General features: G+C 71.4%; 17 protein-coding genes. 3 read left to right on the plus strand and 14 right to left on the minus strand.

Going from position 1 to position 21,463, the window contains the following annotated elements:
• Nucleotides 1-12: 12 nt before the first annotated feature.
• Both ACWGPE_RS02115 and ACWGPE_RS02120 read right to left on the minus strand, forming a co-directional pair.
• The gene (locus ACWGPE_RS02115) at nucleotides 13-951 is read right to left on the minus strand and encodes a 1,4-dihydroxy-2-naphthoyl-CoA synthase (protein WP_275506135.1); all 939 of its coding nucleotides are present in this window, start codon (nucleotides 949-951) and stop codon (nucleotides 13-15) included.
• A gap of 102 nt (nucleotides 952-1,053) precedes the next feature.
• Complete coding sequence (locus tag ACWGPE_RS02120; protein ID WP_231428827.1) at nucleotides 1,054-1,263, minus strand: hypothetical protein; 210 nt, start codon at nucleotides 1,261-1,263, stop codon at nucleotides 1,054-1,056.
• 55 nt (nucleotides 1,264-1,318) lie between these two features.
• Here ACWGPE_RS02120 and ACWGPE_RS02125 point away from each other — a divergent pair, with 55 nt between their 5' ends.
• Entirely contained in the window at nucleotides 1,319-2,368 is a 1,050-nt protein-coding gene (locus tag ACWGPE_RS02125; RefSeq protein ID WP_275506134.1) for an o-succinylbenzoate synthase, read from the plus strand.
• Between the two features lie 15 nt (nucleotides 2,369-2,383).
• Here ACWGPE_RS02125 and ACWGPE_RS02130 read toward each other — a convergent pair whose 3' ends face one another.
• The gene (locus ACWGPE_RS02130) at nucleotides 2,384-2,746 is read right to left on the minus strand and encodes a MerR family transcriptional regulator (RefSeq protein WP_452048007.1); all 363 of its coding nucleotides are present in this window, start codon (nucleotides 2,744-2,746) and stop codon (nucleotides 2,384-2,386) included.
• 59 nt (nucleotides 2,747-2,805) lie between these two features.
• On the opposite strand from ACWGPE_RS02130, the gene ACWGPE_RS02135 reads away from it, so the two are divergent.
• Together ACWGPE_RS02135 and ACWGPE_RS02140 are read left to right on the plus strand one after the other, a co-directional pair.
• The gene (locus ACWGPE_RS02135) at nucleotides 2,806-4,008 is read left to right on the plus strand and encodes an MFS transporter (protein ID WP_231428830.1); all 1,203 of its coding nucleotides are present in this window, start codon (nucleotides 2,806-2,808) and stop codon (nucleotides 4,006-4,008) included.
• Between the two features lie 271 nt (nucleotides 4,009-4,279).
• The gene (locus tag ACWGPE_RS02140; protein ID WP_452048008.1) at nucleotides 4,280-4,696 is read left to right on the plus strand and encodes a hypothetical protein; all 417 of its coding nucleotides are present in this window, start codon (nucleotides 4,280-4,282) and stop codon (nucleotides 4,694-4,696) included.
• Between the two features lie 87 nt (nucleotides 4,697-4,783).
• Here ACWGPE_RS02140 and pulA read toward each other — a convergent pair whose 3' ends face one another.
• The 11 genes from pulA to ACWGPE_RS02195 form a co-directional block, all read right to left on the minus strand.
• The gene (gene pulA, locus ACWGPE_RS02145; RefSeq protein WP_452048009.1) at nucleotides 4,784-10,876 is read right to left on the minus strand and encodes a pullulanase-type alpha-1,6-glucosidase; all 6,093 of its coding nucleotides are present in this window, start codon (nucleotides 10,874-10,876) and stop codon (nucleotides 4,784-4,786) included.
• A gap of 232 nt (nucleotides 10,877-11,108) precedes the next feature.
• The gene (locus tag ACWGPE_RS02150) at nucleotides 11,109-11,336 is read right to left on the minus strand and encodes a hypothetical protein (protein ID WP_275506130.1); all 228 of its coding nucleotides are present in this window, start codon (nucleotides 11,334-11,336) and stop codon (nucleotides 11,109-11,111) included.
• A 117-nt stretch (nucleotides 11,337-11,453) separates the two neighbouring features.
• The gene (locus ACWGPE_RS02155; protein WP_452048010.1) at nucleotides 11,454-14,036 is read right to left on the minus strand and encodes an ATP-binding protein; all 2,583 of its coding nucleotides are present in this window, start codon (nucleotides 14,034-14,036) and stop codon (nucleotides 11,454-11,456) included.
• Nucleotides 14,037-14,300: 264 nt separating this feature from the next.
• Entirely contained in the window at nucleotides 14,301-15,335 is a 1,035-nt protein-coding gene (ccsB, locus tag ACWGPE_RS02160; protein WP_231432188.1) for a c-type cytochrome biogenesis protein CcsB, read from the minus strand.
• Between the two features lie 54 nt (nucleotides 15,336-15,389).
• The gene (resB, locus tag ACWGPE_RS02165) at nucleotides 15,390-17,165 is read right to left on the minus strand and encodes a cytochrome c biogenesis protein ResB (RefSeq protein WP_452048017.1); all 1,776 of its coding nucleotides are present in this window, start codon (nucleotides 17,163-17,165) and stop codon (nucleotides 15,390-15,392) included.
• Between the two features lie 46 nt (nucleotides 17,166-17,211).
• Nucleotides 17,212-17,964: a cytochrome c biogenesis CcdA family protein gene (locus ACWGPE_RS02170; RefSeq protein ID WP_231428835.1), complete on the minus strand. Its 753-nt coding sequence runs from the start codon at nucleotides 17,962-17,964 to the stop codon at nucleotides 17,212-17,214.
• A 1-nt stretch (nucleotide 17,965) separates the two neighbouring features.
• Nucleotides 17,966-18,613: a TlpA family protein disulfide reductase gene (locus ACWGPE_RS02175; protein WP_231428836.1), complete on the minus strand. Its 648-nt coding sequence runs from the start codon at nucleotides 18,611-18,613 to the stop codon at nucleotides 17,966-17,968.
• Nucleotides 18,613-19,278, minus strand: coding sequence for a histidine phosphatase family protein (locus tag ACWGPE_RS02180; protein WP_452048011.1), 666 nt, complete (start codon nucleotides 19,276-19,278; stop codon nucleotides 18,613-18,615). Before ACWGPE_RS02180 ends, ACWGPE_RS02175 begins: the two co-directional genes overlap by 1 nt.
• A 218-nt stretch (nucleotides 19,279-19,496) precedes the next feature.
• Nucleotides 19,497-20,462 carry a Dyp-type peroxidase gene (locus ACWGPE_RS02185; RefSeq protein ID WP_452048012.1) on the minus strand — a complete coding sequence of 322 codons (966 nt, stop codon included), beginning with the start codon at nucleotides 20,460-20,462 and terminating at the stop codon, nucleotides 19,497-19,499.
• 162 nt (nucleotides 20,463-20,624) lie between these two features.
• Nucleotides 20,625-21,077: a hypothetical protein gene (locus ACWGPE_RS02190; protein WP_231428839.1), complete on the minus strand. Its 453-nt coding sequence runs from the start codon at nucleotides 21,075-21,077 to the stop codon at nucleotides 20,625-20,627.
• Nucleotides 21,074-21,331 carry a hypothetical protein gene (locus tag ACWGPE_RS02195; protein ID WP_231428840.1) on the minus strand — a complete coding sequence of 86 codons (258 nt, stop codon included), beginning with the start codon at nucleotides 21,329-21,331 and terminating at the stop codon, nucleotides 21,074-21,076. Before ACWGPE_RS02195 ends, ACWGPE_RS02190 begins: the two co-directional genes overlap by 4 nt.
• Between the last annotated feature and the right edge of the window lie 132 nt (nucleotides 21,332-21,463).

Consider the following 21,463-nt stretch of genomic DNA (forward strand, 5'->3'; position numbering starts at 1 on the left):
TCACCGCCCGAGCTAGAAGTGCCACGGGTACGGCCCCCAGTCGGGGTCGCGCTTCTCGAGGAACGCGTCGCGGCCCTCGACCGCTTCATCCGTTCCGTAGGCGAGCCGGGTCGCCTCACCGGCGAAGACCTGCTGGCCGACCATGCCGTCGTCGACCGCGTTGAACGCGAACTTCAGCATGCGGATCGCCGTCGGCGACTTCGTGAGGATCGTGCGCGCCATCGCGATCGCCTCGCGCTCGAGCTCGGCGTGCGGCACGACCCGGTTCACGGCGCCCATCTCGTAGGCGCGGTCGGCCGAGTACTCCTCGGCGAGGAAGAAGACCTCGCGCGCGAACTTCTGACCGATCTGGCGGGCGAAGTACGCCGAGCCGTAACCGGCATCGAAGGAACCCACGTCGGCATCGGTCTGCTTGAAGCGCCCGTGCTCGCGCGACGCGATCGTGAGGTCGCAGACCACGTGGAGCGAGTGCCCGCCACCGGCCGCCCAGCCGGGCACGACCGCGACGACGACCTTCGGCATGAAGCGGATGAGCCGCTGCACCTCGAGGATGTGCAGGCGGCCGACCGCCGCGTGCCCGTGCGGGTCGGCAGTGCCGCCCGACCCGTCGACGATCGCGGTCTCGGCGTCGGAGTACTTGTAGCCGTCGCGTCCGCGGATGCGCTGGTCGCCGCCCGAGCAGAACGCCCAGCCGCCGTCCTTCGGGCTCGGGCCGTTGCCCGTGAGCAGCACGACGCCGATGCGCGGGTTCGTGCGGGCGTCCTCGAGGGCCCGGTACAGCTCGTCGACCGTGTGCGGGCGGAACGCGTTGCGCACCTCGGGCCGGTCGAACGCGATGCGCGCGATGCGGCCGTCGAGCGAGTGGTGGTAGGTGATGTCGGTGAACGACGCCCCGACCGGAGCCTCGGCCCACTCGCCCGGATCGAACAGTTCGGAGACCTCGGCGCTCATGCACCCAAGCCTATTGCGGCGCCCGCCGGCGGGCGGGCCGGCCCGCGAGGCGCTGCCGCGCGAGGGCTGCCCGCCGCAGCGGGCCGCCGCAGTCGCGCGGTCTCAGACGCCGGTGCCCGTCGCCCCGGCGAGCATGCCGCTCACGAGCGCATACGCCGCCGTGCCCACGGTGAGGACACCCCACGTCAGCGGGATCGCCGCCGCGATGACGACGAGGATGCCGCCGACGCCGATCGCGATGTCGCGCCCGGTCGACTCGGCGCGCACCTCGGTCGCCTCGAGTCCGAACTCGTCGATTCCGTCAGCGCCCATGCGTCCCACCCTATTCCCCTGTTCGCGTCAGTCCACCGGATGCGAGACTTGGCTCATGCCGTCCGCCGAACGTCCCGCCGCCCCCGCAGCACTCCCGGCGCTCCCGGCGCTCCCCTCGCTCGACGAGCTGCTCGCCACCGCGCGCGTCGTCGCACTGCCGCTCGTGACGCGCTTCCGCGGCATCGACGTGCGCGAGGCGATGCTCGTCGAGGGGCCCGAGGGCTGGACCGAGTTCAGCCCGTTCGCCGAGTACGACGACGACGAGGCATCCGCCTGGCTGGCCGCCGCGATCGACTACGGCTGGAACGCTCCGCCGCCCGCCCTGCGCGACCGCATCCCCGTGAACGCGACGGTGCCCGCCGTCGATCCCGACAGCGTGCCCGCCGTGCTCGCCCGCTTCGCCGGGTGCCGCACCGCGAAGGTGAAGGTCGCGGGCTCCGACCAGACGCTCGCGCAGGACGTGGCGCGTGTGCGCGCCGTGCGCGAGGCGCTCGGCCCCGAGGGCCGGGTGCGCGTCGACGCGAACGGCGGCTGGAACGTCGACGAGGCCGAGCACGCCATCCATGCGCTCGCGCCGTTCGACCTCGAGTACGTCGAGCAGCCGTGCGCGACGGTCGAGGAGCTCGCCGAGATCCGTCGGCGCACGAAGTACATGGGCATTCCGATCGCGGCCGATGAGAGCGTGCGGCGCGCCGACGACCCGCTCGCGGTCGCCCAGGCGGGCGCCGCCGACCTGCTCGTGATCAAGGCGCAGCCGCTCGGCGGCATCCGCCGCGCGCTCGCCATCGTGGCCGAGGCCGGCCTGCCGGTCGTCGTGTCGAGCGCGCTCGACACGAGCGTCGGCCTCGCGATGGGCGCGCAGCTGGCCGCGTCGGTGCCGTCGCTCGAGTTCGACTGCGGGCTCGGCACGGCGTCGTTGCTGGCGGCGGATGTCTCGGCGTCGCCGCTCCTCGCCGAGGGCGGGTCGATCGCGGTCCGGCGGGTCGTGCCCGACCCCGGGTTGCTCGACCGCTACGCGGCCTCCGAAGAACGGGCCGACTGGTGGATGGAGCGCGTCGGCCGATGCCACGAGGTGCTCTCGCGCGCCCACGCCGCCGGAGCGTGAGGCCGGGGCGCGCGATCAGCTCGTGATCGTCGCGCGGTCGAGGTACGCGGTGATCGCGTCGCGGTTCTTCGTGAGGCAGCCGATGCGCTGTTCGAGCTGTGCACGGCGTTCGGCGAGCGACTCGGCGAGCGCGCGCTGGATGACCGGCGTCTCGGGATCGGCCACGCTCGCGAGGCACGGGATCATGTCGAGGATCACCGCGGTCGGGATGCCGGCGTCGATGAGGTCGCGCACCTGCCCGACCCGCTCGACGGCGCCGTCGGGGTAGTCGCGGTACCCGTTGCTCTCACGCGTCGACGAGATGAGTCCCTGGGCCTCGTAGTAGCGCAGCAGCCGGGTCGACACCCCGGTCTGCGAGGCGAGTTCACCGATGCGCATGACGCCTCCAAGAAATCGATTTGACCTTAACACTAGTGTCAAGGTTCGACACTTGCGGCATGGCTTCTCCGATCACCGCTCCCGCACCCGTCGTCGACGCGCCGTCGCGCACGCGACTCCCCTACAACGGCCTGCTCGCCCTGGCCGCGATCGTGTTCGTCGGCGTCGTCACCGAGATCATGCCGGCCGGCCTCCTGCCGCAGATGAGCGCCGACCTCGGCGTCACCGAGGCGCAGATCGGATGGCTCGTCGCCGCGTACGCCGTGACGACGGCCGTGACGGCCATCCCGCTCACCGCGCTGACCCGAGCCGTGCCGCGAAAGCGACTGCTGCTCGCCCTGGTGGTCGGCTTCGCGCTCGTTAGCGGCGTGACCGCGATCGCCGGCGACTACACGACCATCCTCGTGGCGCGCACGATCGGCGGAATGCTCGCCGGACTCCTCTGGGCGATCGCGGCCGGCTACGCGATGCGCATGGTCGAGCCCGAGCACTCGGGCCGAGCACTCTCGATCGCCATGGTCGGCACGCCGCTCGCCTTCGCCTTCGGCCTCCCGATCGCCACGACCCTCGGCGCGGCGCTCGGCTGGCGCTCGGCGTTCGCCGTGCTCGCGGGCCTCGCGCTCGTGCTCGCCGCGTGGGCCGCGCTCGCGCTACCCGGGTTCCCCGGCGAGAAGGCGGGCTCGCGTCCGCGGCTCGGCACCGTGCTGCGTCTGCCGGGCCTTGTCGCCGTGCTGGCGACGACCGCCGCATTCGTGCTCGCGCACAACGTCGCGTACACCTACATCGCGCCGCTCACGGTGCCGTCGGGCCTCGACGGACACCTCGACATCGTGCTGCTCGTGTTCGGTGTCTTCGCCGTCGCGGGCGTCCTCGTCTCGGGCGCGCTCGTCGACCGGCACCTGCGCGCGATGGTGCTGATCGCCGCGGTCGCACTCGGCGCGGCGATGATCGCGATCGGATGCCTCGCGGCGCAGCCGATCGCCGTGTACGCCGCGGTCGCGCTCTGGGGCATCGCCTACGGCGGAGCACCGACCCTGCTGCAGTCCGCGCCCGCGCGCATCGCCGGCAGCGCCGCCGACGTCGCCCAGTCGATGGTCGTCGCGACCTGGAACGGCTCGATCGCCGCCGGCGCCTTCATCGGCGGGATCGTGCTCGAGGCCGCCGGGGTCGCCGCCCTGCCCTGGGTCGCCCTCGTGCTCGTCGCCGTCGCGGCGCTCATCGCGTCGACCTCGCGTGCCGCCTTCGCCCCGCTCCGACACTGAGTCGCGCTGCGACTCAGTGTCGGAGGAGCGCGAACGCAACAGGATCGGCCTCGACACGTTGCTTCGCGCCTCCTCGACCGACGGGCTCGGCGCGCGCTCGAGTCATCATCGGCACCGGTCGATTCCCCCCGGATTGGGGTGCAGCCTCCGGGCCGAGAACGCTTCGTCTCAGTGCGGGCACCGATGCCACCGACGGCCCCACCGGCGACGGTGGAGACCGTGCGTGCGCACTGCGCGTCGCACGACCCGATTTCCACCCGAAGGAGACCAGATGTTCAAGAAGACCATGACCACGATCGGGGCGGGCGTCGCGCTCGCCGCGGCGGGCGTGCTCGCGAGCGGCACCGCCGCCTTCGCGCACGAGTGCTTCAACCCGAACCGCTCGGAGCAGGGCAACGCGGGCGCCTCGCACTCGCAGGCCTGGCTGACCGTGCACATCGACGAACTCACCGCCGGACTGCCCGAGGCCGATGCCGAGTGCGTGCTCGACGCGTACGCCGCCACCGGCGCGCCGACGTCGTTCACGATCATGGTGAAGGGCGCGGTCGGCCAGGACGGCACGATCGCCTCGAACAACCCGCACCCCGAGAAGGCGGGCGACGGGTCGGGCATCGACGAGATCTTCGCCGCGCACGGCGCCGACATCGTCGGCAGCTTCGAGAAGTGCGGCGTCCCGATGCCGTTCTGACGCGCGTGCCTCATCCAGGCGGCTACGCCTCCGGTGCGTGTGGCGCACCGGAGGCGTAGCCGTTCGAGCTATGCTCCGGCGGAGCGATCACCAGAGCACGAGCGGCACCGGCATGGTCTGCGCGTCGGCGTAACCGTCTCCGCCGGTGAACACGCCGCGCACGAGGTGCAGGCCGGCGGGCAGCTTCGGAAGCTTGACGTTCACGCGTCCGTCGTCGCCCGCCGCGAGCTCGACCTCGGCGAGCTTCGTGTCGCCCTCGTAGATCGCGAAGCTGCCGACCGGCGCCGAGCCGTCGAGCGCGACGACCTTGCCGAGGTACTTCACGGTCGAACCGGCCTTCGCGAGCGCCTTGCTCGGAGCGCCGACGGCGATCGTCGCGACCGCCGGCGGCGGCTGCTCGTCGACGAGCACGGCGACGCTGCGAGCGGGCACCGTGACCGTGCCGGTCGAGGCATCCCACGTCGTCTGCTTGACGACCTGGTCGGAACCCGACGCCTGCGCCTCGGCGAGCGCGAAGTCGCGCCCGGCGAGCCCGCCGACCGTCTGCGCGATAGCCGTCGGCGAGGCGTTGAAGACGACGAGCGCGCCCTCGAGCTCGGGGTCGACGTCGTCGCCGACGAGGTCGTCGACCTGCATCACGATCACGCCGGGCGTCGCGTCGGGCCCCGAGTTCGGGAACGACACCTTCTGGTCGATCAGCTCGGCGGAGCCCAGCTGCAGCAGGTCGACCGACGAGCGCACGCGCAGCAGGTCGAGGGCGGATGCCTCGGCCGCCGCCATGTCGGCCGCGGTCGGCTTCAGCGCGGGGTCGGCGAGGAGCGGCTGCATGATCGGCCACTTGTCGCCGTTGTCGGCCTCGCCCGGCAGGCCCGAGCCGAAGGTCGACTCCTGCCCGGTCCAGTCGACACGGTTGAACCAGTCGCCCGAGTCGTAGCTGTTGCGGTCGAGCGACTTCGATCGCAGCAGTTCAGTGCCCGCGTGCCAGAACGAGGGCGACTGCGAGAGCGTCACGGTCGCGAGCGACAGCGTGTTCATGCGCACGCGGTCGGCCATCGACGTCGACTGCGGCAGCTTGAACACCGAGAGGTCGAAGAGCGTCTCGTTGTCGTGGGCGTCGACGTAGTTGATCACCTCGTCGGGCTCGTCGGCGTAGCCGGCGGGCGCACCGCGGTAGTCGAGCTGGTCGCCGCGCACGGTCTCGCCCGAGGCATCCTCGAGCTCGTAGTCGCGCAGGTTGCCCGCGAGGCCGAGCTTCACGAGGTCGGTCTGGTGGCCGAGGTCGGCGAGCTGGTCGGCCTGCGACGGCGTGCCGGGTCGTCCGTTCGGGTCGGTGCCGAGGCCGGTGCCGAAGCCCTGCTGGAAGGTCGACGTGCCGTCGACCGGGCTGCCGCCGTGCACGGCGTCGCGCAGCCGGTCGTTGAAGGTGCCGATGCCGGTGCCGCCGAGCTGGCCCTGCGTCGCCTGCTCGAACAGCGCGTTGTTCGCGACCTCGCCGAAGTTCCAGCCCTCGCCGTAGAGGTAGATGGCCGCACCGTCGACCCCGTCGGCCTCGAGCGTCAGCTCGTCGAGCGCGGCGCGGATCGCGAGCATGTTCTCCTTCGAGTGGTGCCCCATGAGGTCGAACCGGAACCCGTCGACCTTGTACTGCTTCGCCCACAGCACGACGGAGTCGACCATGAGCTTCTGCGCCGCCTCGTGCTCGGTCGCGACGTTCTGGCAGCACGTCGAGGTCTCGACGGCGCCGAACGCGTTGAGCCGCTGGTAGTAGCCGGGCACGATGCGGTCGAGCACGCTCTTGCCGCCCTGTCCCGCCTCGGCCGTGTGGTTGTAGACCTCGTCGAGCACGACCTGCAGGCCGTCGGCGTGCAGCGCGCCGACCATCTCGCGGAACTCCTCGACGCGCGCGCCGCCCTCGGCGTCGACGGCGTACGAGCCCTCGGGCGCCTGGTAGTGGTACGGGTCGTAGCCCCAGTTGAAGCCGTCGGCGGCACGCACCTGCTCGATACATGCCTGCTGCTCGGCCGACGCGGGCCCGTACGACGCGAGGTCGCAGTCGGGCACGGCCTGCGCGTCGCGTCGCTCGTCGATCGTGGCGATGTCGAACGTCGGCAGCAGGTGCACGGTGTTGATGCCCGCGTCGGCGAGCTCGCGCAGCTGCTTCGTGCCGGCGGAGTCGCGCGTGAACGCGCGGTAGGTGCCGCGCTCGGCCTCGGGCACGGTCTCGTCGGTGATCGAGAAGTCGCGCACGTGCAGCTCGTAGATCGCACGGTCGACCGGGCGCTCGACCACCGGCGCCGGCGTCTCGGCCCACTGCTCGGGGGCGAGGGCCGGGTCGTCGAGGTCGACGACGACCGAGCGCGCCGAATTCGTCGTGAGGGCCACGGAGTACGGGTCGGTCACCGAGTTGGTCTCGATCTTCCCGGTCGTCGGCGCGTACACCTCGACGCGCCAGCGGTACTCGTCGTCCTTCGAGAGGGATGCCTCGGGCACCGCCCACGTTCCGGTCTCGGCGTCGAAGGCCGCATCGACGAGCTCGGGGTCACCGGCCGCGCCGGCGGCCCACCGCTCGAGCTTCACCGACTGCGCCGTCGGCGCCCAGACGGCCGCCGTCGCCGTGGCGGCGTCGCCGCTGCCCGACCAGCTCGTGCCGAGCGGTGTCGACGCGAGCGCGTCGGCGTAGAGGTCGTCGAGCACGCCCGGCACCTGCACGCCCGTGAAGGCGGTGAGCTCGTCGCCGACCCGCTGCGCGACCGCGAGCTGCTCGGTGAGCAGCCCGGCGACCTCGGCGCGGTCGAGCCCGACCGGGTGAAGTGCGAGGTAGCCCTCGAGCGCCGGGAAGCGCTCGAGCTGGCCGTCGCTGAGCCCGGCGGGGTCGAGCTCGAGCTCGACGGCGTCGCCGCCGCCCGTCACCGCGCCGTCGTCGACCGCGAGGCCGGTGTCGGCCGCGTGCTCGATCGACCACGAGGCATCCCCGGCCGCCGCGCCGCCGAGCAGGTCGGCCGGCCAGGCGAGCGTGTCCTCGTCGACCCAGTGCGCACGCGACTGGCCGGTGCCGGCGAGCGGCGGGTCGGTCACGACGATCTCGAGCGCGTGCGTGGCGAGCGTGTAGCGGAACTCGACGAGCTTGCCGCCCGTCGCGGTGAACGTGTAGTTCGCGCCGCCCGGGGCTCCGCCGGCACCGTAGTTCTCGTCCCAGCTGAGGCCGTGCGCGACCTTCACCTCGTACGAGCCGTCGGGGATCGCGGTGGTCGCGAACGTGTAGACGCCGTCCTTGTCGCCGTCCTGCATGAGCGAGGCGAGGCAGTCGGGCGCCCAGTCGCCCGCGCAGCCGATCTCCTGCTGGAAGCTGCCGGGCAGCGTCACGACCGGGCCCTCGGCCGTCGAGGAGACGACCTTCGTGGCGGGGTTCCAATAGAAGGTGACGGGCTTCGATCCGTCGGTCGAGTAGGCGATGTTGCCGCCGTTCTGCTCGCCGTCGGCGCCGTAGTTGACGTCCCAGTTGCCGTTGAGGGCGACCTTGTACTCGTAGTCGCCGGCCGGCACGTCGAAGGTGCCGGCGTAGATGCCGTCGGCGCGCAGCGTCAGCTTCGCCGCCTCGCAGCCCGGCGCCCAGTCGCCCGCGCAGCCCATCTCGCTGTTGTGCGAACCGGGCACCGTGACGAGGTCGATCGGCTGCTCGGGCTCCTCGCCGCCGTCGGCGAGGTTCACGGCGTTGCCGACCGACGCGTAGGTCGAGGCCGCCGTGCGGTTTCCCGCCGCGTCGGTCGAGATCGCGCGGTACTCGATGAGCGTGCCCTTCGCGAGCCCCGCGGTGTCGTGGAACACTCGCGGGCTCGTGTCCTCAGCGGTGCCGAGCGCATGCCATGCGTCGTCGCCGGTCGCGCCGGCGACGCGCCACGCGAAGCTCGTCTCCTGCCACGTCGCGTCGTCGACGTCGGCGGCGACGGCGCTCACGCCGGTCACGCCGGCGCCCGCGGCGGGCGTCGCGACGGTGATCGCGGGCGCCGCGTCGGGGGCGCTCACCTCGCGGTCGGCGCGGAGCACGACGGTGCCGCGCGCGGGCACGGCGACCGAGGCCACGCCGTCGGCGTCGGCGGTGACCGCCGGGCCGTCGGTGCCGTAGAGGGGCGCGAACTCGCCGCCCTTCGTGAGCGTCGGCACGTTCACCGTGCGGGCCTCGTTCGCGTTGTTCGCGGCGACGAGGTACTCGACCTTCTCCGTGCGGTCGACCCGGCTGAAGGCGTAGACGCCCGCGCCGTCGTCGACGTAGCGCTCGATCTGCGCACCGCTCGAGAGGGCGGGGTGCGCCTCGCGCAGCTCCGCGAGCGCGGCGATGTGCTCGTAGAGCGGGGCATCCGTGCCGTAGCGGTCGACGCTGCCGGCCTGCTCGCCCGTCACGAGCTGCTGGTTCTGGTACTCGGCGACCTGGCTCGCGAAGAGCGACTGGCGGGCGTCCTTGTCGCCGCCGGTGCCGGCGAAGCCCTGCTCGTCGCCGTAGTAGACGACGGGCTGGCCGCGGGTGAGGAACATCAGGTCGTGCGCGAGCTCGTCGCGCTCGAGCGGAGCGTCGGTCGACTGCAGGAAGTGGCCGACACGACCCATGTCGTGGTTGCCGAGGAACGTCGGCAGCGCCGTCGCCGACGAGTCGGGCGTCGTGTAGTAGTCGTCGCCCGCGAACAGCGACTGCAGGTTCTTCGCCGAGTTGCCCGCCGCGAAGCTCACCGCCTGCGACTGGAACGTGAAGTCGAGCACCGAGCTCATGTCGGTCTTGCGCACGTAGGGGCTCAGCTTCTTCGGGTCGGCGTCGTAGACCTCGCCGAACATGAAGAAGTCGTCCTTGCCGGCGGCGTGCGCGTAGTCCTGCACCTCGGTCGCCCACTGCTGCCAGAACTCGAAGTTCACGTGCTTCGCGGTGTCGATGCGGAAGCCGTCGATGCCGAGGTCGATCCACGTGTCGTACACGTCGACGAAGCCGTTCACGACGGTCGGGTGCTCGGTCATGAGGTCGTCCAGGCCCGAGAAGTCGCCGTAGGTGACCGACTCGCCCTCCCAGGTCGAGTCGCCGCGGTTGTGGTACAGCGTGGGGTCGTTGAGCCAGGCCGGCACCTTGAGGTTCGCGTCGGCCTCGGAGAGCTTCGGGGTGTACGGGAAGCTCGTCGCCGCGTCGAGCTCGGGGAAGTCCGCGCCCGTGTCGGCGCCGGCGAAGTCGGAGGGCTTGAACGCGGTGCCGTCGGCGTCGAGGTACGGGCTCGTCGCCTGGTCGATGTACGAGTACTGCCCCTCCTCGTAGTCGATGACGTCGGCCGTGTGGTTCGTGATGATGTCGAAGTACACCTTGATGCCGCGCTCGTGCGCATCGGCGATGAGCGCCTCGAGCTCGGCGTTCGTGCCGAGGTGCGGGTCGATCTGGGTGAAGTCGGTGACCCAGTAGCCGTGGTAGCCGGCGCTCGCGTTCGCACCCTCGCCCTGCACCGGGCGGTTCTTGAAGCTCGGGGTCAGCCAGATCGCGGTCGTGCCGAGGCCCTCGATGTAGTCGAGCTTCGAGCGGAGGCCCGCGAGGTCGCCGCCCTCGTAGAAGCCCTTGTCGGTCGGGTCGAAGCCCGTCGTGAGCCGGTCGCCGGTCAGCCCGCCCTCGTCGTTGGCGGGGTCGCCGTTCGCGAAGCGGTCGGTCATCACGAAGTAGAACGTCTCGTCACTGCCGGGCTGGCGCACCGGCGCGGCGACGAGGGCCGCATCGGATGCCTCGTCGTAGGCGCCGGCCATCGCCGCCTGCGTCAGCTCGAGGCCGACCTTCTTGAGGTTGTCGTCGAACACGACCCGCACGGTCGTGTCGCCCGCGACCGTCAGCGGGATGTTGTCGCCCCCGCCGTTCAGTCCGTACGCCTCGTCCCACGAGTCGTTCACGGCGACCTTGTACTCCCACGCGCCTGCCGGCACGGTGAACTCGGCGGCGTAGACGCCTGCGGTCGCGGTCGGCACGAGCTCGGTCTCGGCGCAGTCGGGCGCCCAGTCGCCGGCGCAGCCGAGTTCGGACTGCAGGCTGCCGACGAGGGCGAAGCTGCGGTCGTCGGCCGCCGCCGCGCTCAGGCCGAGCCCGGGGGCGAAGCTCAGCGCCGTGACGGCGAGCCCTCCCACCAGCGCTGAGGCGAACCACCTGCGAGCGAGCGCGCGTTGCGTCATCCTTGACTCCCGATTCCCGGCACGACTCCGTGCCACCGACACTGCTCGCGAAGGTAGCAGCGCCGCGCGCGTTAATGCAAGCGTTTACAACATGGATGCCTCAGCGTGACGCGATCGTTGGATTCATGCTGCTCTCAGTCGTGCAAGCGCTGCCAAGATCGGTCGGTTTCGAGTCAGCGGGGGCCGCTCCGCGTCGGTATGCTCGACCGGCGGGTGGCGTTGGCGAAGGCCGTCAGAGCAGGCGCGCGTACGCGCCCGCGCGGAACTGCTCCTCACGCAGCCGCCGCGCGTCCTGCCGCAGCTGGTGCCGGCGCGCGAGCTCCTCGCGGTCGAGCGGTTGCGCGGCGGGGCGCCGGTCTCCGATGCGGATTGCAGCGAGTGCGCGCGTCATCCATCCGGACAAGCCCGAGCGGCGGGGGCGGAGTGCCGTGGATGCTGATGCGGCGAGTGCCGTGTTCATGGTGATCCCCTGTCGTTGCCGGTTCCCGCCTTCGCGGGCCGTGAGACCATCCCACCGCGATGCGATCGTCGGGGAATCGGCAAGCACTACCGAGATCACCGGTAGGCGCTACCGAGATCATTCCGACAGCAGATTCCGCTCCTCCGCGATGCGCACGGCGTCCTGCCGGGACGCGACGCCGAGCTTCGCGAGCACGGCGGCGACGTGGCTGTCGACCGTGCGCACCGACACCACGAGGCGGTCGGCGATCTCGGCGTTCGTGAGTCCCTCCGCGAGAAGCCGGAGCACCCCGAGCTGCCGCTCGGTGAGTCCCTCCGGGTTGGCGCGGGTGGGGCTCGACGGCCCTCGCGGGATGCTCCGGGCGCCCCGGTCCCGGAGCTCCGCCCTGACCCGCCGGGCGAGCGGCACGGCGCCGATGCGATCGAGGATGGCGATCGCCTCGATGAGATCCGCCTCGTCGGGGCTCTCGGCGAGTGCGGCCGCCTCGTGGTACGGCGCACCCGCCGCTCGCCACAGCTCGGCGGCGCGACGCCACTCGCCGCGCGCCTGCACGGCGAAGGGATGCGGATCGTCGTCGCCCACCTCGACCTCGTCGCCCGCCCGCCGCAGCAGGTACGCCAGTTCGGCGTGCAGTGCGCGGGCCTCACGGCGCTCGGCCTCGCCGAACTCGGGGCGGGCGATCGTGCGCGCCGCGTCGGCGTCGCCGCGCAGCAGCGCGGCTTCGGCCCTGGCGGCGGCCACCGGGCCGCGCCGCTGCAGCTCGCCGAGCTCCACGGCGAGGTGGTGCGCCTCGTCGAGCAGCTCGCCGGCGCCGTCGTCACCGCGTCGGAGGCGCACGGTGCCGGCCACCGTGAGGGCGACGCAGCGGGCGTGCGGCATGTCGGGTGGCGGCTCGACGAGCGCCAGGGCGTCGTCCCAGCGAGCCCGGGCGAGGTCGAGTCTCGCCTGTTCCATGCGCTGGTAGGTCGCGAAGCCGATGAACTCCGATCGCTCGGTCAGGTCGAGCGCCCGGGCGAGGTGCTGCTCGGCCTCGTCGAGCCGGTACTGGTCGAGCAGCGCCCAGACCAGGTTCACGAACGCGCGCGCCGCGTCTTCGATGTCGTCGATCGACAGCGCCGCATCGGCGGCCTCGAGCAGTTCGCCGACGCCCTCCTCGAGGCCGATGAAGAGCAACCCGGTGCCGTGGTTGTTGAGGGCATGCGACAGCACCCGCCGGTCGCCCGTCTCGCGCGAGATCGCGATCGCACGCGCGGCGAGGTCGAGGGCCCGGTGCGTGTCGTGGGCGAGCAGCGCGAGCTGCGCCTCGTTGCTGAGTGCCATCGCGTGAAGGCTCGGGTCGCCCGCCTCGGCAAGCACCGCGGAGGCCTCGCGGGCGGCGGCCTCGGCGTCGGATCGGTGACCGTCGAACCAGTCGAACCGGGAGAGCCACCGCAGGCTCGCCCCGAGCCTGCGGGCATCGCCGAGCTCACGACGGAGCGCGACCGCCCGCTTCTGCGCGGTCACCGCCGCACTCGCCGCCCCGATCGTGTACGACTCGATCGCGAGCTCCTCGTAGAGCTCGACGAGGTCGGCCGGGCGGTACCGATCGGAGTGGGCGAGCGCCGCACGGAAGTGCGCGGCCGACTGCCGATGCGCGCCCGAGGCCGCGGCATCGCGGGCCGCGCGCGGCGCCCACTCGACGAGCGCATCGACATCGCCCGCCGCAGCCGCGTGGTGCACGAGGCGCGCGGGATCGGCGATCCCCACGTCGAGCAGCGCGACGAGCGCCGCGTGCTCGACCTCGATGCGACGCGACGCCGGCAGTCCGTCGACGACCGCCCGCCGGGTCAGTTCGTGGCGGAAGCGCACGCCGTCGGGGCGGACGTCGAGCAGGCCGCCCTCCTCCGCCGTGCGCAACGCACCTGCCGCGCCGGGCACGAGGCGGGCGAGCAGCACGGGATCGACGGAGGACGGCACCACGGCCAGCTGCTCGACATGCTCCTGCGTCAGCGCGTCGAGCCGCCGCAGGCGACCGGTGACGGCGTCGACGACCGTCCGCGGCACGCCCGATTCGTCGGCCGACGCGACCACCTCGCGCACGAAGTAGGGGTTGCCGGCCGTCGTCTCGAACACGCGGTCGGCGTCGAGTCCGCTGCCGGCGATGAGCTCGCCCACGGCGCCCGAGCTGAGCCGGCGGGGCGCGAGCCTCCCGACCCGGTCGCCGTGGCCGAGGTCGCCGAGCAACCGGCCCAGCGGGTGGTCGCGTTCGATCTCGTCGCGATAGGTGATGACGAGCGCCGCGGGCAGCTCGTCGATGCGTCGCGCGAGGTAGCGCAGCGCATCGAGGGTCGCCTCGTCGGCCCAGTGCACGTCCTCGACGACGAGCACCGTGCCCGAGGCATCCGAGAGCTCGTCGCGGAGGGCGGCGAACACCTCTTCGCGCTCACCGGTGCGGAGCGCCTCGCCGAGTCGCGGGCCGACCGCGCGCTCGAGGTCGCGCAGCGGCCCGAGCGGCCGGGGTGTCGACATCGCGTCGCACGCGCCGAGCAGCACCCGCACGCCTCCGGGCGGATCAGCCCGGAGCGCGTTCACGAGACTCGACTTGCCGATGCCGGCTTCGCCGTGCAGCAGCACCACCCGGCCGTGCCCCATCGACGCGTCGCTCGCGGCGCCGCGCAGTTCGTCGAGTTCTCGATCCCGCTCGAGCAGCTCCCTGCCCATGGGGTGATCGTGCCCGCAGGCGGCCGACTCCGCAACAGGGGCGGCCCTGACTCACCCCTGCCCCTCGAGCCCGAGCCCGCTCGCGCGGGCCCGCGCCACAGTCGCCCGCCGTCTGTCGCCCCTCTTCCTGCGCCGAGTTGCCGAAAAGCGCTGCTCGTGGCGCGATGAGCAGCGTTTTTCGGCAACTCGCCGCTGGGAGGGAGAGGCGGGGAGGGGCGGAGGGAGAGGCGGGGAGGGCGGAGGCGTTGAGGGGGGAGGCGGGGATCAGAGACCCGAGTACGCGTGCAGCCCCTTGAAGAACAGGTTGACCACGGTGAAGTTGAACAGCACCGTCGAGAAGCCGATGATCGCGAGCCAGGCCGAGCGCGAACCGCGCCAGCCGCGCGTCGCGCGCGCGTGGATGTAGCCGGCGTAGACCACCCAGATGATGAAGGTCCACACCTCCTTGGTGTCCCAGCCCCAGTAGCGGCCCCAGGCGCGCTCGGCCCAGATCGCGCCGGCCATGAGGGTGAACGTCCAGAGGATGAAGCCGATGATCGTGACCCGGTAGGCGAGGGTCTCGAGCGTGACCGAGTCGGGCAGCGTCGCGAGGAAGCTCTTCTTCACGGCCTGCGCGCTCGCCACGAGCGACTCGCGTCGCGCCTGCATGAGCTGCACGACCGAGAGCGCGAAGCTCAGCGCGAAGAAGCCGACCGACGTCGTCGCCACGAACACGTGGATCACGAGCCACGCCGACTGCAGTGCCGGCGGCAGCGGCACGACCGAGACGTAGAAGTTCACCGTCGCGACGCCGAGCAGGATGAGCACGAGCCCCGTGACGAACGTGCCGAGGAACCGCAGGTCGTGCTTCGCGACCAGCAGCACGACGAGATAGACCGTCGTGATCACGAGCGTGCCGGTGAGCGCGAACTCGTACATGTTGGCCCACGGCACGCGCTCGGCGGCGATGCCGCGCAGCACGTCGGCGGTGAGGTGCAGCAGCCAGGCGACGACCGTCATCGCGACCGCGACGCGCAGCGCCGGCGAACGCCCGTAGTCGACGGTCGCACCGTCGTCGACGGCGCTCTTCCAGCGCGAGCGACGGCCTGCGGCGGGCGACCCGGTCGAACCGGATGCCGCGACCGGGGCCGCACCGGCCGTCGACGCCTTCGCCGCGGCGGCCGCCTGCAGCACGCCGACACGTTCGCCCGTGCTCTCTGCCGAGGCATCCACCGCCGCGTCTGCCGCCGCCGCGGCCGCAGCACCGCGCTTCGCGAGGTCGATCGCGTACGCGATGAACGCGATCGCGTACACGGCCATCGCCGAGTAGACGCAGAGGACCGAGATTTCGTCGAGGGAGGGCACGTGACTACCTTACGTCGTGGGTTTCGCGGTGTCGTCTGGGGATTCGGCGGCGGCCGCCGGCACGGGCGCGGCGTCGTCGGCCGCTTCGGGAACCGGCCCGGCGAGCCGGTCGGCGAACGCGCCGACGGCCTGTTCGAGGTTCGGGTCCTCGCCGCGCGCGAGGCCGGCGAACTCGAGCACGCGGGTGCCGTCGCGTCGCGTGGCGACCTTCACCCACATGCGGCGGCGCGGCACGAAGAGCGAGAGCAGCAGTCCGCCGAGGATGAGGATCGCGAACACCAGCACCCAGCCCTGCGTCGGGTCGTGGTGGATGTCGAACGACGCGAACCGCTTGACCGACTGGTCGAACGAGCGGTCGTCGGTCGGCGCCGCGTCGGCCCGGTCGGCCGCGACCTCGACCGCGGGAGCCGCATCGGTGCTGTCGTCGACGAACTCGACCGTGCCGCGTCCGCCGGGCAGTTCGGTCACCTGCCCGGGCATGAGCTCGATCGAGGCGACGTCGGTGTTGCGACCGTTCAGCTGCGTCATGTCCGACGGGTCGAGCGTGTAGACCGACGTGGGCTTGCCCGCGTCGATGCCGAGGTCGCCCTCGTAGACCGTGAGCGACAGCACCGGGTAGACGAGGTCGGGATACGTCGAGGCCGACGCGCCGTTGTCCATCGTCTCCTGCGTCGGGTAGAACAGGCCGATCATGCCGAGCTGTTCGTCGAGCCCGTCGGTGACCTTGATGACGCCGATCGAGAACAGGTTCGCGTCCTGCGGCAGGAACGGCACCGCGTCGTCGAACACGACCTCGCCCGACGGGTCGCGGACGACGACGTGCGGTGCGTACCCGTTGCCGAGCAGGTAGACGTCGGTGCCGTGGGTTCGCAGCGGGTCGTTGACCTTGACCGCGCCCTCTTCGAGGGTGCCGTCGCGGTCGGTCACGGTGACGTGCGCGGTGAAGTCGACGGGCTGGCCGAGCGCGTCCTGGTTCTCGGTCTCGTACACCGCGTCGAGCTCGCCCAGCGAGAGCTTGTACGGGTCGAGCTCGGCGTCGCTGAAGAACCGGCCGGGGTTGAACGAGTCGAACGCGGCGAGCGTATTGACGAACGACTGCCCCTCGACGACGACGCGCTGGCCGGCGAAGCCGAACCCGCCGCCGACGCCGACGGCGACGAGCACGCCGAGCATCGCCGTGTGGAACACGAGGTTGCCGGTCTCGCGCAGGTACCCGCGTTCGGCCGACACGCTCGGGTCGCCCCGCAGTTCGTACGGTTCGACGCGGTACCCCTGCTGCTTCAGCAGCTTGGATGCCTCGGCCACCGCCGTCTCGGCGTCGACGCCGTCGGGCAGGGCGCGCTCGGTGTAGCCCGCAAGGCGGTTCAGCCGGGCCGGCGTGCGCGGCGGCCGGGCGCGCAGCGCCTCGAAGTGGTGCTTCGTGCGCGGGATGATGCAGCCGATGAGCGACACGAACAGCAGCAGGTACACGGCCGAGAACCAGGCCGACGTGTAGACGTCGAACATCTGGAAGCGGTCGAGCACCGGCGCGAGGTCGGGGTTGTCGGTGAAGTACTGGGTGACGCCGTTCGGGTCGCTCGATCGCTGCGGCACGAGCGAGCCCGGCACCGCGGCGATCGCGAGGAGCAGCAGCAGCAGGATCGCCGTGCGCATGCTCGTGAGCTGTCGCCAGCCGAACCGCAGCCAGCCGACGAAGCCCAGCTTCGGCTGGGCGATGCCGTCGCCGCCGTCGCCCGGGGCGGGCGCCTTGGGCTCGGGCGAGTCGAAGTGATCGGCGGGGCGCAGCGGATCGACGCCGTGCGTGTCGTGAGCCGGTCGAGGGCCCTTCCGATCAGAGGACGAGGTCGATGCCACTCATCACTCCCTGCAGGTCGCTCATCCACGCGGTCCAGAGGCCCGACACCATGATCAGTCCGATCACGATGAGCAGGCCGCCGCCGATGAGGTTGATGGTGCGGACATGTCGGCGCAGGAACGCCATCGACCCCGTCACCCAGCCGAACCCGAGGGCGACGAGGAGGAAGGGGATGCCGAGGCCGATGCAGTACGCGAGGCCGAGCAGCACGCCGCGCCAGACCGACTCGCTGTTGAGGCTCAGCGCGGACACGGCGACGAGGGCCGGGCCCATGCACGGGGTCCAGCCGAGGCCGAACACGACGCCGAGCAGCGGTGCCCCCGCGAGCCCCGTCGCGGGGCGCCAGCTCGGCTTGAACTGGCGCTGCATGAAGGTGAACTGGCCGATGAACACGAGGCCCATGCCGATGAGCACGACGCCGAGCACGCGCGTGATCGGGTCCTGCCAGGCGCGCAGCCACGCGCCCGCCGCGCCCGCGAGCGCGGAGTAGATGAGGAAGATCGCCGTGAATCCGGCGATGAAGAGCAGCACGCCGAGCAACAGGCGACGGCGGTTGCGTCGTTCGATCGCGGCATCGGCCGAGGCATCCGTGAACCCGCCGATGTAGCCGAGGTAGCCCGGAACCAGCGGGAGCACGCACGGCGAGAGGAACGAGATGACGCCGGCCGCGAGGGCGATCGGCACCGCGATGAGGAGTTGGCCGCTGAAGACGATCTCGCCGGGCGACACGTCAGTTCTCCTCGAGCAGGCTGTCGACGAGCCCGCGGAGGATCGACGCGTCCTCGAGCTGGCCGAGCACCCGGGCCGCGACGCGGCCCTGCTTGTCGAGCACCAGCGTCGTCGGCACTGCGGCGGGCGGAACGTCGCCCGCGAACGCGAGCTGCACGTCGCCGTCGTCGACGTCGAGGATCGAGGGGTACTCGACGCCGTAGGTCTTCTCGAAGGCGTTGGCGTTGCCGGCCTGGTCGCGCACGTTCACGCCGACGAATGCGACATCCTCTTCGCCCGAGCCGTAGTGATCGTAGACCTCTTCGAGGATGGGCGCCTCGACCCGGCACGGCGCGCAGCCCGCGTACCAGAAGTTCACGACCGTGACCTGGCCCTCGGTGTCGGCCGAGTCGAACTCGTCGCCGTCGGCCGTCTCGCCCGAGAACGCGACGGGCTCGCCGCGCGAGCCCTCGTCGAACTCCGAGATGCTGCCGTCACCGGCGATGTAGTTCTTGCCGCTGCCCTCGCGGAACTGGTCGGCGAGCGGGTCGCTCGTGCAGCCCGTCAACAGCAGCGCGGTCGCCGCGGCGATCGCGACGATCCCGACCGTCGGTCGAGTAGCGCCGCGCGCAGCGCGACGCGTATCGAGACCACGTGCACGAACACGCATCACACCGCACCCACATCCGTCGCCTGCGCGGCGAGTCCCGCCGCGGGATCCGTGTACCCGACCTCGACGAAGCGGCGTCCGGCGGCACTGCCTGCGGCGCCCTGCATCTCGAGGGTCGTGATGCTCGACAGCGCGCAGCGTCGTCGCCGCGGGTCGTGCGAGAGTCGGACGCCGGCGAGGTGGCGGTGCACCATCCAGATCGGGAGCTGGTGGCTCACGATCACGACGTCGCCGCCGTCGGCCGCGTTCCACGCGTCCTCGATGGCGGCCATCATGCGCGCCGCGATCGAGCCGAACGGCTCGCCCCAGCTCGGCTCCCAGGGGTTCACGAGCAGCCCCCAGTTGCGGATGTCTCGGAGCGCGCCGCCGGGGCCGCGCATGCGTTTGCCCTCGAAGCGGTTCTCGGGTTCGATGACCCGGTCGTCGAGCGTCGGGGTGAGGCCGAACGCCGCCGCGATGGGCTCGCCGGACTGCTGGGTGCGCTGCAGCGGCGACGTGATGAGCGAGGTGACGGGGCGTCCACGCGCGACGAGGTCGTCGGCGGCGGTCTTCGCCATCTCGCGGCCGAGATCGCTGAGCCCGTAGCCGGGAAGACGGCCGTAGAGCACGCCCTGCGGGTTGAACACCTCGCCATGGCGCACGAGATGTATCTGCTCGGCCGGCACGGGTTCCAGTCTAGAGAGCCGCATCCTTTGAATCCGCCGAGACCCCGTCGGTCGAGAAGTGGGTTGAGTAGGCGCGAAGCGCCGTATCTCGAAACCTAGCGCCCGACGGAAGAGGACGCGTTTCGAGGCCACCCGGCCCGCGGAGACCCGATTCGGAGAACGCGACCAGATGACCGCATGACCACACGGCGGCGTGGGGGAACGCCCTGGAGCGGGTTCTACGAGGTGGTCAACCCATCAGCGATCCCCTCCAGCAACTGCAGCGACGGCACGAAGAACGTCGCGCCGGTCACGGCGGTCGAGACGTCGAGGATCCGGTCGTGGAACCCCGGCGGGTCTCCGAGGAACATGCGCTGCAGCATCCGTTCGATCACCCACAGGCGGCGGGTGTACCCGATGAAGTAGGTGCCGTACTCGCCGGCCGCGGGACTCCCGAAGGGCATGTTGTCGCGCAGGATGTCGAACTCGTTGCCGTCGTCGTCGGTGACCGTCGCGAGCGTCTTGTGCGCGCGCTGCGGCTCGGTGTCGTCGAGTTCGAGGTCGTCGGCCTTGCGGCGGCCGATCACGGCCTCCTGCTGTTCGGTGGTGAGCGCGTTCCAGGCGCCGAGGTCGTGCAGGTACTTCTGCACGACGACGTAGCTGCCGCCGGCGAACGCCTCGTCCTCGTCGCCGATGAGGGTCGCGTCGGCCATGCCGCGCCCCGTCGGGTTCGCGGTGCCGTCGACGAAGCCGAGCAGGTCGCGGGCGTCGAAGTAGCGGAATCCGTTGACCTCGTCGACGACCTCGACCGAGTCGCCGAGCTGCTCGAACAGCAGCCGCTCGAACTCGAAGCAGAAGTCGGGGCGTTCGGCGCGGATGTGGAACAGCAGATCGCCCGGCGTCGACGGCGCCGTGTGCTTCGGGCCTGCGATCGCGGCGAAGGGATGCAGCTCCGCGGGTCGGTCACTGCGGCCGAGCCGATCCCAGGCGCCGGATCCGATGCCGACGATGCACGAGAGGTTCGCCCCGAGGTCGCGGAAGCCGACCGACTTGACGAGGTCGTCGATGCCGGCCACGACCTCGAGTGCGGTCTTCAGCTGCTCCGGTGCCGGGCCGATCGTCACGGTGAGGAAGACGGCCGAACGCGACAGCGGCGCGTCGACCTGCTGCGCGTCGAACGGGACTCGGCGGCCGGTCGTGTCCATCGTGTGCTCCCTCGTCGGCGACGGTTCCTGCGGTCACCCTACGGCCGGCCGGGCCGACATGTCACGTGTTCTGGTTGCACGCCCGAAGTCCATCGGCAACCCGCTGAACGCGCCCCGCTCATCGGAAGCGCGCTTGGCGCAGCGTGCGACTCGTAGCTCGTCTCAGCCCCGGAGCGCGGGTATGCGCCGCGCCCAGAGTGTGTTCATGCTGCAGAGGGCGGCTGGAGCAATGACGAAGAGCGGTACGTAAAGACCCAAGCTCATCGGATACCCCCATGGGATCAGGTAGTAGACGGAAAGCGCACCCATCGCAGTTCCAAGGCCGACACTGGCTGCCTCGATCCACTCTGCTCGCACGAACAGCCCAACAACAAGGCGAACCAGCGCGCCCAAGCCCGCCACAGCGGCGCCGATGAAGACTCCGGCGCAGGCTCCGCCGACAGCGAAGAAGGCCGCGATGCCCGCGCCTTGTCGCAGAGCCGCATCGGTGAGAACGAGCGCATGGAGCAGACCGAACACAGCGCCGAGCAGAAGCCCGCCTACAGCACCGAGCAGAAGCAGCTCAGCGGCCCAGCCGGGTTTCGGTGGAACATAGCGGCTGGACTGCACGATCACAGATTCTGCGTCCACGTCATGGGGTTGTCGCGAAGCGTCGAGTTGCGCTGGGCGAGGCCGATGAAGCCGATGGTTCCGAGCAGGACCGGCGCTGGAACTGTGAGCACCCAGAACGACCCGAGCGTGAGCGTGCCCGCGATGCCTTCCGAGATGAGCCACACGATGATCGGCACGTACATCACGGTCGCCACGACGCCGGCCACAATGAGGAAGAGGCGTGCGCGGCGAGCCCGCACCGGAGCGTACTCATCCACCTCGATGTCTCTCGCCCGCTTATTGCGGCGACGCTGCCCGCTTGAACCCATCTCATCCCGTCCTCTCCGACGCCCGATCGCACTTACAGGATGAGCGGACCACCACTCTCGCATGCGGGGGTGGTGGTCCGC

The sequence above is a fragment of the Agromyces sp. NPDC055658 genome (assembly GCF_053618155.1).

Coding starts and splice junctions, on each gene's coding strand:
- ACWGPE_RS02130 (WP_452048007.1), bottom strand. CDS start 2,746: ATGCGCATCGGTGAACTCGCCTCGCAGACCGGGGTGTCGACCCGGCTG.
- ccsB (WP_231432188.1), bottom strand. CDS start 15,335: ATGGCCGTGTACGCGATCGCGTTCATCGCGTACGCGATCGACCTCGCG.
- ACWGPE_RS02120 (WP_231428827.1), bottom strand. CDS start 1,263: ATGGGCGCTGACGGAATCGACGAGTTCGGACTCGAGGCGACCGAGGTG.
- ACWGPE_RS02140 (WP_452048008.1), top strand. CDS start 4,280: ATGTTCAAGAAGACCATGACCACGATCGGGGCGGGCGTCGCGCTCGCC.
- ACWGPE_RS02155 (WP_452048010.1), bottom strand. CDS start 14,036: ATGGGCAGGGAGCTGCTCGAGCGGGATCGAGAACTCGACGAACTGCGC.
- ACWGPE_RS02115 (WP_275506135.1), bottom strand. CDS start 951: ATGAGCGCCGAGGTCTCCGAACTGTTCGATCCGGGCGAGTGGGCCGAG.
- ACWGPE_RS02135 (WP_231428830.1), top strand. CDS start 2,806: ATGGCTTCTCCGATCACCGCTCCCGCACCCGTCGTCGACGCGCCGTCG.
- ACWGPE_RS02150 (WP_275506130.1), bottom strand. CDS start 11,336: ATGAACACGGCACTCGCCGCATCAGCATCCACGGCACTCCGCCCCCGC.
- ACWGPE_RS02185 (WP_452048012.1), bottom strand. CDS start 20,462: ATGGACACGACCGGCCGCCGAGTCCCGTTCGACGCGCAGCAGGTCGAC.
- ACWGPE_RS02175 (WP_231428836.1), bottom strand. CDS start 18,613: ATGCGTGTTCGTGCACGTGGTCTCGATACGCGTCGCGCTGCGCGCGGC.
- ACWGPE_RS02125 (WP_275506134.1), top strand. CDS start 1,319: ATGCCGTCCGCCGAACGTCCCGCCGCCCCCGCAGCACTCCCGGCGCTC.
- pulA (WP_452048009.1), bottom strand. CDS start 10,876: ATGACGCAACGCGCGCTCGCTCGCAGGTGGTTCGCCTCAGCGCTGGTG.